13 protein-coding genes and 2 pseudogenes are annotated in these 12,788 nt (G+C 39.6%); 5 read left to right on the top strand and 10 right to left on the bottom strand.

Annotated features, from left to right (window positions below):
• Window positions 1–121 precede the first annotated feature (121 nt).
• From yghU to fghA, 3 genes are read left to right on the top strand one after another with little or no spacing between them, the layout of a single operon-like run.
• Window positions 122–805, top strand: coding sequence for a glutathione-dependent disulfide-bond oxidoreductase (yghU, locus tag NYR89_RS06190; RefSeq protein WP_279445145.1), 684 nt, complete (start codon window positions 122–124; stop codon window positions 803–805).
• A complete protein-coding gene (locus tag NYR89_RS10990) occupies window positions 792–917 on the top strand; it encodes a hypothetical protein (protein WP_279445146.1) in 126 nt (41 codons plus the stop codon). Before yghU ends, NYR89_RS10990 begins: the two co-directional genes overlap by 14 nt.
• Window positions 918–931: 14 nt before the next feature.
• Window positions 932–1,771 (top strand): S-formylglutathione hydrolase, encoded by an 840-nt coding sequence (gene fghA / locus NYR89_RS06200; RefSeq protein WP_279445147.1) that lies wholly within the window; start codon window positions 932–934, stop codon window positions 1,769–1,771.
• Window positions 1,772–1,843: 72 nt separating this feature from the next.
• Here fghA and NYR89_RS06205 read toward each other — a convergent pair whose 3' ends face one another.
• From NYR89_RS06205 to rpsF, 5 genes and pseudogenes are all read right to left on the bottom strand, one after another.
• Window positions 1,844–2,461 carry a MarC family protein gene (locus tag NYR89_RS06205; protein ID WP_279445148.1) on the bottom strand — a complete coding sequence of 206 codons (618 nt, stop codon included), beginning with the start codon at window positions 2,459–2,461 and terminating at the stop codon, window positions 1,844–1,846.
• A gap of 142 nt (window positions 2,462–2,603) precedes the next feature.
• Window positions 2,604–3,054, bottom strand: a pseudogene (gene rplI, locus NYR89_RS06210) (50S ribosomal protein L9).
• A gap of 17 nt (window positions 3,055–3,071) precedes the next feature.
• Window positions 3,072–3,299 carry a 30S ribosomal protein S18 gene (rpsR, locus tag NYR89_RS06215; protein ID WP_005705387.1) on the bottom strand — a complete coding sequence of 76 codons (228 nt, stop codon included), beginning with the start codon at window positions 3,297–3,299 and terminating at the stop codon, window positions 3,072–3,074.
• A complete protein-coding gene (priB, locus tag NYR89_RS06220) occupies window positions 3,274–3,648 on the bottom strand; it encodes a primosomal replication protein N (protein WP_279445149.1) in 375 nt (124 codons plus the stop codon). The genes rpsR and priB overlap by 26 nt, the downstream gene beginning before the upstream one ends.
• A 6-nt stretch (window positions 3,649–3,654) precedes the next feature.
• Window positions 3,655–3,996 (bottom strand): 30S ribosomal protein S6, encoded by a 342-nt coding sequence (gene rpsF / locus NYR89_RS06225; RefSeq protein ID WP_423847888.1) that lies wholly within the window; start codon window positions 3,994–3,996, stop codon window positions 3,655–3,657.
• Between the two features lie 242 nt (window positions 3,997–4,238).
• On the opposite strand from rpsF, the gene purD reads away from it, so the two are divergent.
• The gene (gene purD / locus NYR89_RS06230) at window positions 4,239–5,522 is read left to right on the top strand and encodes a phosphoribosylamine--glycine ligase (RefSeq protein WP_279445150.1); all 1,284 of its coding nucleotides are present in this window, start codon (window positions 4,239–4,241) and stop codon (window positions 5,520–5,522) included.
• A 91-nt stretch (window positions 5,523–5,613) separates the two neighbouring features.
• Here the strand turns inward: purD and pnuC are convergent, their stop codons facing one another.
• From pnuC to NYR89_RS06255, 5 genes and pseudogenes are all read right to left on the bottom strand, one after another.
• A complete protein-coding gene (gene pnuC, locus NYR89_RS06235; protein ID WP_279446656.1) occupies window positions 5,614–6,306 on the bottom strand; it encodes a nicotinamide riboside transporter PnuC in 693 nt (230 codons plus the stop codon).
• A gap of 123 nt (window positions 6,307–6,429) precedes the next feature.
• A complete protein-coding gene (locus NYR89_RS06240) occupies window positions 6,430–7,053 on the bottom strand; it encodes a YfgM family protein (RefSeq protein ID WP_279445151.1) in 624 nt (207 codons plus the stop codon).
• A 14-nt stretch (window positions 7,054–7,067) separates the two neighbouring features.
• The gene (gene hisS / locus NYR89_RS06245) at window positions 7,068–8,339 is read right to left on the bottom strand and encodes a histidine--tRNA ligase (protein WP_279445152.1); all 1,272 of its coding nucleotides are present in this window, start codon (window positions 8,337–8,339) and stop codon (window positions 7,068–7,070) included.
• Between the two features lie 127 nt (window positions 8,340–8,466).
• Window positions 8,467–9,578: pseudogene (gene ispG / locus NYR89_RS06250) on the bottom strand (flavodoxin-dependent (E)-4-hydroxy-3-methylbut-2-enyl-diphosphate synthase).
• A 9-nt stretch (window positions 9,579–9,587) separates the two neighbouring features.
• Entirely contained in the window at window positions 9,588–10,559 is a 972-nt protein-coding gene (locus NYR89_RS06255) for a RodZ domain-containing protein (RefSeq protein ID WP_279445153.1), read from the bottom strand.
• A gap of 260 nt (window positions 10,560–10,819) precedes the next feature.
• On the opposite strand from NYR89_RS06255, the gene NYR89_RS06260 reads away from it, so the two are divergent.
• Window positions 10,820–12,376 carry a SulP family inorganic anion transporter gene (locus NYR89_RS06260; protein ID WP_279445154.1) on the top strand — a complete coding sequence of 519 codons (1,557 nt, stop codon included), beginning with the start codon at window positions 10,820–10,822 and terminating at the stop codon, window positions 12,374–12,376.
• Window positions 12,377–12,788: the final 412 nt, after the last annotated feature.

A 12,788-nucleotide genomic window follows, 5' to 3' on the forward strand; every position in this document is an offset into this window, starting at 1 on the left:
CGATCTATACAACCAGACATCAATCCGTTTTATATTAAACATCAGAAAAAGTGATTAGCCTTTATAACTTAACAAGCGGTAAAATTTATACAATTTTTTGCAAATTCAATGGAGAAAAGCAATGACAACCGAATATCAACCGCCAAAAGTATGGCAATGGGAAGCGCCAAACGGCGGACAGTTTGCCAATATCAATCGCCCGACTTCTGGTGCGTTATTTGAACAGCATTTACCGAAAGGTGAACACGATTTACAGCTTTATTCTCTCGGTACACCAAACGGTGTAAAAGTTACCGTTATGCTTGAGGAATTATTGGAACTTGGTATCTCAAAAGCCGCTTATGATCTGTTTCTGATCGATATTAGGCAGGGCGATCAATTCGGTTCGGATTTTGTAAAGATTAATCCGAATTCAAAAATTCCGGCGTTACTCGATTACAGCCGTGAAAAACCGCGACCGGTATTTGAAAGCGGTGCGATTTTGCTTTATTTAGCTGAAAAATTTAATGCGTTCTTACCGAGTGATTTCAGCGAACGAACCGAATGTTTGTCTTGGCTATTTTGGCAAATGGCAAGTGCGCCTTACGTAGGCGGTGGTTTCGGACATTTCTACAAATATGCACCGACCAAACAAGAATATCCGATTAACCGTTTTACTCTTGAAACGAAACGCCAGTTAGACTTGTTAAATAAACAGCTTGCCGACAAAAACTATATTTGTGGTGAACATTACAGCATTGCCGATATTGCAATTTGGGGCTGGTATGGACAAATCGTGTTAAATCGTGTGTATGACAGTCGCTGAATTTTTAGCGGTACACGAATATCCGCATCTGATGCGTTGGGCGGAACAGATTACTAACCGTCCGGCTGTGATTCGTGCTTTAGTAAAAGAATATCGTCCGATTAAATCGTAAAAAAAGGGAGAAAAATGACCGCACTTACTCAAATTGCTCGCTATAAAATGTTTAGTGGCTATCATGAACGTTATACGCATTATTCGAACAGCACCCACTGTGAAATGGCTTTTGCCATCTACTTGCCGCAAGTGGAACAAGGGCAAAAAGTGCCGGTGCTTTATTGGCTTTCGGGGCTGACTTGTACCGATGAGAACTTTGCGACCAAAGCCGGTGCCCAACAATTTGCCGCACAGCACGGTATTGCGATTGTGATGCCGGATACCTCACCACGTGGTGAAAATGTAGCAAATGATGAAGGTTATGATTTAGGTCAAGGTGCCGGTTTCTACCTCAATGCCACCCAACAGCCATGGGTCGCACATTTCAGAATGTACGATTACATTGTGCAAGAGCCGCCGGCACTTATTGAAGCAAACTTCCCGGTCAGCGATAAACGTTCGATTTCCGGGCACAGTATGGGCGGACACGGTGCGATCCAAATCGGCTTAAAGAATCCGGATCGTTACTGTGCGATCTCGGCTTTCTCGCCGATCGTTACCCCAAGCCAAGTGCCGTGGGGACAAAAAGCCTTCACCGCTTATTTAGGCGAAGATCAGACCGCTTGGGCGGAATATGACAGCTTTGCGTTATTAGATAAGGTATCACCGGCTCGCCCTATTTTGATTGAGCAAGGGCTTGCCGATAGTTTCTATCCAACCCAATTACAGCCGGAAATGTTTACCGAAAAAGCACAAAAATTGGGCTTTGATGTTACGCTCAATTTGCACGAAGGCTATGATCACAGCTATTTCTTTATCGCCAGTTTTATCGAAAAACATATCGCATTTCATGCAAGAGCGTTAGCAGAATAATATAAAAAGATAAGCGGTTATAAAATTCAATTTTTTGCAAATTATAACCGCTTTTTAGTTGATGATTTTAATCTAACTAGCTAAACCAAAGAATTGCTGAATCCCTACCAGTAAATTATTTACCGCCACAGCAGCAAGAATTAATCCCATCACACGACTGATAACCGAAGCCCCTACACTGCCGATAATATTTTGAATTCTACTTGTCGCGAGAAGTAAAAAGTAGGTGATGACTAGTACCGCTAACATAATAAGCGTGGTAATAAATTGATCCATTAGACTAAAACGATGATTATCGGTTAATAAAACGATTGCCATCATTGCACCGGGAGAGGCGATGGAAGGAACAGCAAGCGGATAAACCGCCAATTCACTTAAGTTGGTTTGCATTTTGATTTCGTTTTCCGGTTTACCTTCCCCGAAAATCATGGTTAAAGCAAAGATAAGTAGCACCAAACCACCAGCAATTTGGAAGGCGGAAAGTGGAATTTGCATCATCTCAAATAAGGATTGCACAGCAACCAAAAAGAATAGCAAGATAATTGTTGCAATCCCGACTGCTTTTAAAGCGACTTTATTTCGTTCTGCTGAGGAAAGATGATTTGTTTTAGCTAAATAGACGGGAATCGAACCAATCGGATCAATTACCGCCCATAATACGACAAACTGTACAATTAATGAATCAAACACAGTAAAATTCCAAATAAATCACCTAGTTATTGGGTAAATTAACAGAATTTTTGATTTCGTCAAGGCGGAAAAAACACTATTTGGAAGGAAGAAATAAAAATACCCAGCTATTAGCTGGGTATTTAAGAATTACTTTTATAAATTATTCAGCAACTACGTTTACTGTAACTACTGCATTTACTTCAGGGTGTAAGTGAACTTTAACTTCGTGTTCGCCAGTTGTACGAAGTGGACCTTCGCCTAAACGAACTTCAGATTTAGCTACTTCAACACCTGCTTGCTGTTAATGCATCAGCGATATCTTTTGCAGAGATAGAACCGAATAAACGGCCATCGTCACCTGCTGTTGCAGATACAGATACTGTCGCGATTTCAGCAATCTTAGTCGCACGAGCTTGTGTTGCTGATAATGCTTCTGCTGCTTTAGCTTCTAATTCAGCACGACGTGCTTCGAAGTGAGCAATATTTGCCGCTGTTGCCATAACTGCTTTACCTTGTGGGATTAAGAAGTTACGTGCAAAACCTGATTTAACAGTTACTTGATCGCCCACAGAACCTAAGTGAGCAACTTTATCTAATAAAATAACTTGCATTGTACTCGACCTCTCTATTACTGATGATTGTCAGTGTATGGAAGTAACGCTAAGTAACGAGCGCGTTTGATTGCGCGAGCTAATTGACGTTGATACTTCGCACGAGTACCAGTGATACGGCTAGGAACAATCTTGCCGTTTTCAGAAATGTAGTTCTTTAATGTAGCGATATCTTTGTAATCGATCTCAACAACATTTTCCGCTGTGAAACGGCAGAACTTACGACGACGGAAATAACGTGCCATTTGGCTTCTCCTGATCTATAAATTCAATATGTTCGGCGTGAAAGACTAATTGATTTAAACCATTATAGTCTTTATGTGTATGGATAAAACCATATACTCTAATTTTATCGCCGAGCTTTATTTGTTGGGTTATTAAACTAAATTGATTGCCGTTTAAAATCACTTGGATTTTACACCACGCTTGACGCTCTAAATTTACTTCGATTTGGGTTGAACGATGTTCAAGCCAAAAACGATAATTTGGAACACCTAATGGATTTCGGCTTTGTTTAATTATTGAAGTAACAGAACCACTTAAAATTAAACAATTATCAATCGGCGAATTACTCGCCAGCTTCCTCTGATTCAACTTCAGCTACCGCTTCAGCAACTTTGCTTTCTTTAGCTTCACCATTGGTGAAGCTTCAGTTACTGCCGCTTTAGTGTGAACGATTAAGTTACGAAGAACTGCATCGTTATAACGGAAGTTAGTTTCTAACTCGTCGATTACACTTTGAGGTGCTTCTACATTCATTAACACGTAGTGTGCTTTGTGAAGTTTGTTGATTGGGTATGCTAATTGACGACGACCCCAATCTTCTAAGCGATGAACTTGACCGCCAGCTTCTTTTACAGATGCTGTATAACGTTCAATCATTGCTGGTACTTGTTCGCTTTGGTCCGGGTGAACCATAAAAACGATTTCGTAGTGACGCATTGACTATCCTTACGGGTTAGCGACCTCCAACTTTAGCCAGTCACCAGCTTGTGGAAGCAAGGATTAAAAACAAATGTGACTGATTTTTGGGATTATACTGAAAAAAGTGCATTTTGCAAGCGACAAGTGCCGTTTTTAGTAAAAAACTAACAACATTGCCAGCTTGTTTTAAAGTTTATTTATACAGAAGAATAAAGTATAATACGCAAACGTTTGCTTTTGTTAATTTATAAGGAATCCAAATGAATGTATTAATTATTGGTAACGGTGGTCGTGAACACGCTTTAGCTTGGAAAGTTCGTCAATCGCCTTTAGTCAAAAAAGTTTTTGTCGCACCGGGGAATGCCGGTACCGCACTGGAAGAAGGTATCGAAAATGTGGCAATCGCCGCAACCGATGTTCCTGCATTAGTGGCTTTTGCGAAAGAAAACCAAATTGGCTTAACGATTGTTGGACCGGAAGCACCGCTCGTTATCGGTGTAGTAGATGCATTCCGTGCTAACGGCTTAAAAATCTTTGGCCCAACTCAAGCGGCACAGTTAGAAGGTTCAAAAGCGTTTACAAAGGATTTCTTAGCTCGTCATCAAATTCCGACTGCTGAATATCAGAACTTCACAGAAATTGAGCCGGCACTTGCTTATTTAAAACAAAAAGGTGCGCCGATTGTAATTAAAGCGGACGGTTTAGGCGCCGGTAAGGGCGTAATTGTTGCGATGACGCTTGAAGAAGCGGAAGAAGCAGTCAAAGATATGCTATCGGGCAACGCATTCGGCGAAGCCGGTAGCCGTGTGGTTATCGAAGAATTTTTAGATGGTGAAGAGGCCAGTTTTATCGTAATGGTAGACGGTAAAAACGTTGAGCCGATGGCAACTAGTCAAGATCACAAGCGTGTTGGCGAAGGTGATAAAGGTTTAAATACCGGTGGTATGGGTGCTTATTCACCAGCACCGGTTGTTACACAAGAAATTCATAATCGTGTTATGCAAGAAGTCATTTACCCAACAGTAAGAGGTATGGCGGCGGAAGGCAATCCGTATACTGGTTTCCTCTATGCCGGTTTAATGATTATGCCGAACGGACAACCAAAAGTTATCGAGTTTAACTGCCGTTTCGGCGATCCGGAAACACAGCCGATTATGATGCGTTTAGAATCGGATCTTGTACAACTTTGTTTAGCGACTTGTGACGAAAAACTTGATACGGTTAAATCGAAATGGTGTGAACAAGCCGCATTAGGCATCGTGTTAGGCGCGGAAGGCTATCCGGGCGATTATCGTAAAGGCGATGAAATCAGTGGTATTCCAACTCAAGCACAAAAATCACAGAAAGTCTTCCTTGCCGGTGTTGAGCAAAAAGACGGAAAATTAGTGACAAACGGTGGCCGTGTTTTATGTGCAACCGCATTAGGTAATTCTGTATTTGATGCACAGCGACAAGCGTTACAACTTGCCGAACAAATTCAATGGCAAGGTCGCTTCTACCGTCGTGATATCGGCTATCGAGCGGTAGCAAGAGAAAAAGCATAATTTGCTTTTATGCTCATAGTAAAAAATTAAGCGGTCTAATTTGCAAAACTTTTTGTAAATTAGGCCGCTTGTTATTAGCTAGCTAAGAATATTAACGCTGAGCATTTTTCTCTAACTGTGTCCAGTTATAGAAACCGTAAAGCGAGTTAAGTAGATATGCACCATACATTAAATACATCGCCGGTGTTTCCGCCCATAAAGCGATGGATAACACATTGAGTACAATCCACAATAACCATTGTTCACGATAACGTAAAATCATCAATAATTGTGCCGCTACCGTAGTGATAGTCGTCACACCGTCTAAACCGGTTGAACTGCCACCCGCCGCTTTGAGTGCTTGAATAAATAGTAAAGTACCGATACTAATCGCCGCTAATAAAACAATCCACCCTTTGACAGTTAACGATTTAGCAATAACTGCACCACCACCTTGGCTATCTTTTTGCATATTCGCTTGCCATACGAAGTAGCCGATAAACTGTGCTGGTAAATACACATAAAGTACGCTATTCATTTCACCAATAAAATTATTGCCCCACGCGACATAAAAGTAGGTGTAAGCAAAAATTAAACCAAATAAATAGTTACTCACTTTTCCCTTACTGACCAATACAACACAGATAATGCCGGCAATCCCTGAAATCATTGCTAAAATAGAATCCGGTGCTTGTACATAAGCCCAGACTTGGGCGGCAATAAAGGCAACAAGCCAAATCACTTCAAAAGGCTTCCAGCCGGAAAGCTCTTGTTTAACAAAATTTGAAACTGTTTGTGTATTCATCATACATCCTCCAAATATAATAAAAACTGCTTTATTCTAAGTTAAAATAAGCATTTATGTAAAATATAAATTACAATATAAGTGTTTATATAAAAAAATAGGGCTGTTTTACAGCCCTATTCGTTATAGATTATTTAAACGCACATCAATCAGTAACTTATCTTGACTTGATGCAATACTTTTCGCTTTTTCATAAACACCTTTTGCGGATGCCTTATCACCTTTTGCTACTAAAATATCGCCGGTTAATACTAGCTTACGTTGTTCCCATACTTGATCAGTTATTTGACCTAATGTTGCAAGTGCATCATCATAACCCTTTAGCTGATAATCAATCATAGCTAAACGGAAACGAATCAATGTCTGTAAAGTAACATCAGAGGTCGCAGTCAGTGCATTTTGTAAAGTCGTTTTTGCTGTTGCAAAATCGGCTTTTTCCACCGCTTGTTTAGCAGATTCTAATTGACTGAATACCGCATAGCTTGAGTCTTTATTTTCACTAATAAACTTTTCTACAAGCGGTGTATTCTTAGCCGGATCTTGCAAATAACTTTCCATAACATTTTGGTAAGCGGCTGAAGTTTGTTGTGCTGTTTCTAACTGATGATTTTTCCAGAAATTCCAACCGAAAGTTGTCGCACAAGCAATAAAAACCGCCACTACAATTGGTGTACCATTTTCTTTAAACCAGCTTTTTGCTTCTTCAAACTGCTGTTCTTCCGTTTTATTTAAATATTCGTTACTCATTCATTTTTCCTAATTTAAAAACGTTTTGTCAGTTCTGAAATTAAATCCGCTTGTGCAATAGTAACCTGTTCTGCACCGCTTTGTAGATCTTTTACCACCACTTTTTGCTCAGTAACTTCGCTTTCACCAATAACTAACGCAATTTGTGCTTCTACTTTATCTGCACGCTTGAATTGCTTTTTGAAATTACCGCCGGAGCAATGTGTCATCACGCGTAATTGCGGTAATTCACTACGAATTTGTTCCGCAATTTGGAACGCATTTAAAGTTGCCCCTTCGCCTGAATAAACAACATACACATCAACTGCTTTCGGTAGGTTGATCTCTTTATTCACTTCTTGAACAAGTAGCACTAAACGCTCTAAGCCCATTGCAAAACCAACACCTTGCGTTGCGTGGCCGCCAAGCTGTTCAACTAAGCCGTCATAGCGACCACCACCACAGACCGTACCTTGAGAACCTAATGCGGAAGTCACCCATTCAAACACAGTTTTATTGTAGTAATCTAAACCACGTACCAATTTTGGGTTCACTTCATAAGCAATACCCATTGCATCTAATAAACTACAAAGTTGCGTGAAATGTTCACGACTATCATCATCTAAGTAATCTAATAATCTCGGCGCATCATTGAGGACTTCTTGTAACGCTTGATTTTTAGTATCAAGAATACGTAACGGGTTTTTTACTAAACGCTCTTTTTCTTCATCGTTCATTAAAGCGGTATGATTTTCTAAGAATTTTACCAATGCCGAACGATAATTCGCACGAGCTTCAAGTGAACCGATTGAGTTTAACTGTAAAGAAACGTGTTGATCGATGCCCAATTCTTTCCATAAACGTGCCGTAAGAATAATTAATTCCGCATCAATTTCCGGATTTGGAATACCGAAAATTTCTACACCGGCTTGGTGGAATTGACGATAACGCCCTTTTTGCGGACGCTCATGACGGAACATTGGTCCCATATACCATAAACGTTGTTCATTATTATAGATCCAACCACGTTCAATCGCCGCACGCACACAACCTGCCGTTCCTTCCGGACGAAGCGTTAATTGTTCGTCATTATCCCAGAATGTGTACATTTCTTTTGAAACTACATCCGTTACTTCGCCAATCGCACGTGCGAAAAGTGGTGTACTTTCTACAATCGGCATACGCACTTCAGAATAACCATAACCGGCTAATACATTACGTACTTTATTTTCAATCCATTGCCACAATGGCGATTCTGTTGGAGAGCAATCGTTCATCCCACGGATTGCTTGAATATTTTTAGCCACTTTATTTTCCCTTTATTATGCTAAAACCACGGATAACAGAATGTAATACGGCTGTAACCTTTTGCAGAAAATTAACCGCTTATTGCCACAATTTCCGTAAAACTCATATAACCCGTGGTGACTAAACTTAAATTTGTTCGATTTGAATTCGATTATGTTGCTCGGCAACTCTTGCTCGAATTTTTGCTTCTAATTGGTCAATGAGTTTTTCATTATCAAAACGCTCTTTTTGGCGAACGCCATCAAGATAGAAGCCACTCATTTTATTAGAACCGGTCACACCGAGATCTGATACAAGTGCTTCACCCGGGCCGTTTACCACACAACCAATAATTGATACGTCCATTGGGGTTAAGATATCTTCCAAACGTTGTTCTAAGGCGTTTACCGTTGCAATCACATCAATTTCCTGACGAGAGCAAGTCGGACAAGCGATAAAGTTAATTCCACGAGAACGGATACGTAACGATTTTAAAATATCGAAACCGACTTTAACTTCTTCCACTGGATCGGCCGCAAGTGAAATACGTAATGTATCGCCGATACCTTCTGACAGCAGTAATCCTAAACCAATTGCAGATTTAACCGAACCCGCTCTCGCACCACCAGCTTCAGTAATACCTAAATGCAATGGCTGGACAATTTGTTTTGCTAAAAGACGGTAAGATTCAACCGCGAGAAACACATCTGAGGCTTTTACACTCACTTTGAAATTCTCAAAGTTAAAGCGGTCTAAAATATCTACGTGACGTAACGCTGATTCCAACAATGCCTGTGGTGTCGGCTCACCGTATTTCTCTTGTAAATCACGCTCAAGTGAGCCAGCATTTACACCAATTCTAATTGGAATATTTTTATCTTTCGCACAATCAACCACAGCACGAATACGCTCTTCATTACCGATATTACCCGGATTTATACGTAAACAATCGACACCATATTCCGCCACTTTTAATGCAATACGATAATCAAAATGAATATCCGCCACAAGCGGCACATTCACTTGCTGTTTAATGACTTTAAAAGCTTCCGCGCATCCATTGTTGGTACAGAAACTCGGACAATATCCGCACCGACACGCTCAAGTGCTTGAATTTGAGCAACCGTTGCTTCTACGTCCGTGGTACGAGTATTTGTCATCGATTGCACGGAAATCGGTGCATCACCGCCGACTGCAACATTACCGACCCAAATCTTTTTCGATTCACGACGTTTAATTGGAGATTGATGAGCTGACATTTCCAATCCTTATTGTGCTAAAGGTAATTTAATACGGGCAACACGACCATCAATTTTTAATGGTACTTCTTGACCTTTATAGTAAAGTTTCACATTTGCCGGTGCACCAATGGTTAAACGGTATTGTTCATTACCATTAAAAGTAAGCACTTCACCATTAGCATATAATTTCTCCGCTAGGCTTTTCTTGTTTTTTGCACCTTTTACCGTAATCCAGCTTTCTTTACCGGTAATTTCAATTCTTAACTCGTCATTGCTTACTGCCGCCTGTTGAGCTTCTGTCGCATTTTCTGCTGAAGGCTGTTGTAATACATTGACATTCTCAGCTTGCGTTTCTGTAGCTGTGGCTACTGGCAGTTCTGTTGTTACCGTTGCTGTATTTTCAGTTGTCGGAACCACTGGAGTAGTCTCAGTTTTTGGTGCTTCTACAGGCTGTACAGCTGTTGTAACCGGTTGAACACTATTATTTACGACAGGTTCGGTAGCTGGAGGAGTTTGTACTGTTGTCGTATTGTTTTCTAACGGCATTGCAGTAGTGCTAACGATATGCTCTCTAGTTTCTTGCTCTTTTTGATAATCCTGCCACCACCATAGTAATGTCATACCTATCGCACCGAGTAATACAAGAATCGTTAAATATTTAACCCATTGTGTTTGTGATTTTTGTACGACTTTTGCTGAAGATGTTTTTACTGCCTCTTTAGGAATGATCACTTCACCATAATTGACACTTGATACCAATTCTTCTGGTAAATGCAAGAAACGTAAGTAATTACGCACATAACCACGCACAAAAGTTGGGGCAACATTCTGCAGAATAAAAATATCGTTCTCTAAAGATTCAATATGAGACTTTTTCAGATTGGTTTTTTTCGCCACATCCTCAATGCTTAAATGTAAAGACTCACGTGTAGCTCTTAGCTTTTGTCCTAACGAGTGAATGTCTTGATTTTCTTGCGTAGGCGTTTTTGATTCGGTCATAACGATGCTCTTGATTAAAAAATTACAAAAAATTACTCGGAAGTTTAAAGATGTAATGCCTGTTTTGCAATCTTAACTCGCCATTTTGACAAAAATTTTTATACAAGCGGTCTTTTTTTCAAGAATTTAGGATAAAGCGTAAAATAATTCTTCAAATCTCTGATATAAACCAAAGATTATCAGAATAAAAAGCGTAGAATATTTACTTATTGGCACAATATTTAGCCGATAACATGACATACTAAAAATTGGTACTCAAGATGACTTCCGAAAAAAATAAAATACATTTACTTAAACAAAATTTTGCCTCAGGTCTTGTTGTTTTTCTCGTTGCGTTACCGCTATGTCTAGGTATTGCTCTTGCTTCCGGTGCACCTCCGCTTTCCGGTATTGTATCAGGCATCATTGGCGGCATTGTTATCGGTGCATTAAGCACATCTCATATTAGTGTTGCCGGACCAGTTGCAGGTTTAGTTGCTATCGTACTTGCTGCGGTAACGCAATTAGGTTCGTTTGAACTATTTTTATGTGCCGGTATGATTGCTGGTGTTTTTCAGCTTATCCTCGGTTTTGTCAGAGCCGGAAGTATTACTAACTATATTCCGGTGGCAGTTATTGAAGGAATGCTAGCCGGTATCGGTATTTTAATTATTTTCTCGCAACTGCCATATGCCTTGGGAAATAAGCAATTTTTCCAAGAAATCGGTCAGTCATTTGTTAATGTGCATTTAGGCTCATTTAGCATTGCCTTACTTTCACTATTACTAATGTTAGGCTGGGATTCTTCTCCCATGCTAAAAAAAATTAAACTGCTTCCTTCAGCATTGATCGCCGTTATTATCAGTATCTGCCTTAATCAAATATTTATTAGTATGGATAGCTCGCTAGCAATTCCTCGCTCACAGTTAGTGCAATTACCTATTCCGCAATCTTGGACTGAAATGCGTGATCTGATCCGTTTTCCGAATTTTGCCGGTTTTAGCTCATCTATCGTATGGGTAACTGGTGCAACCATGGCAATCGTTGCCTCAATTGAAACGCTATTATCAATTGAAGTCGCCGACCGTTTAGACAGTAAACGCCGTATCACTGATACCAATCAGGAATTACGTGCCCAAGGAGTCGGCAATATTGTTTCTTCCGTATTAGGCGGCTTACCAATTACTGCGGTAATTGTACGTTCATCCGCCAATGCTAATGCCGGTGCAACTCATAAACTCTCCAGTATTATTCACGGTATTTTACTATTGGTGTGTGTGTTGGCAATTCCAACAATTTTAAATCAAATTCCATTAGCCACTTTATCTGCTGTCTTAATTTTGGTCGGTTATAAATTGGCTCGCCCAACGATTTTCAAACACTTTTGGCATAAAGGGATTTATCAATTTATCCCATTTGTTGCAACGGTCATGACTGTAGTAGCATTTGATTTACTCAAAGGTGTCGGATTGGGGTTAGTAATTAGTATTATCTTTTTATTACAAGGTAATATGAAACGAGCTTATTACTTAAGCCGTGAAGAATTGGAAGATGCAAGCTACATCAAAATGCAACTTTCCGAAGAGGTTTCTTTCTTAAATAAAGCGGCAATTAAAAAGACCTTAAAAAATATTCGCCCGAACTCCAAAGTGATTATTGATGCCTCTCGCACTTCTTATATCGCTTCGGACGTATTGGAATTGATTGAAGATTTCGCCAATATTACCGCACGAGAAAATCATATTCGTGTTTATTTAAAAGGCTTTAAATCCGATTACAATAACCAAGAAATCGACCACGCCAGCCACGTTAAAGTGGAACACGGTAGCCGAATTTAAATAAGTATTGAAATTATTGGGTATAGTGGACAAAATTGAGTCTAATTTCCCGATGATATAGCCATATATGGACATTTTTAATGTCTGTTATGGCTTTATTTTTAACTTCGGCTGGCAAATCAAATCCTTTATACACATCATCTTATGCTCATCAATCAATCCTTAGTGAGGGCGAATTTGCTTTTATCAGCTTAAAAAATGACGCTACTAAATTCATTGTATGTGTAATATGTAGTCTATGATAATATTGATAGGAAAATAAATAATTTATGCTACGTTTTAAGCATTGCACAATCGCTTGTGTTTAAATCGTTTAACATTTTCCTATAAATAATAAGCGGTCAAACTTAACCTATTTTTACAACCTTACATTGTAAGAAAAATGACAAATTTGACCGCTTATTTTTACACT

It is taken from the genome of Actinobacillus arthritidis (assembly GCF_029774155.1).
Classification (GTDB): domain Bacteria; phylum Pseudomonadota; class Gammaproteobacteria; order Enterobacterales; family Pasteurellaceae; genus Actinobacillus; species Actinobacillus arthritidis.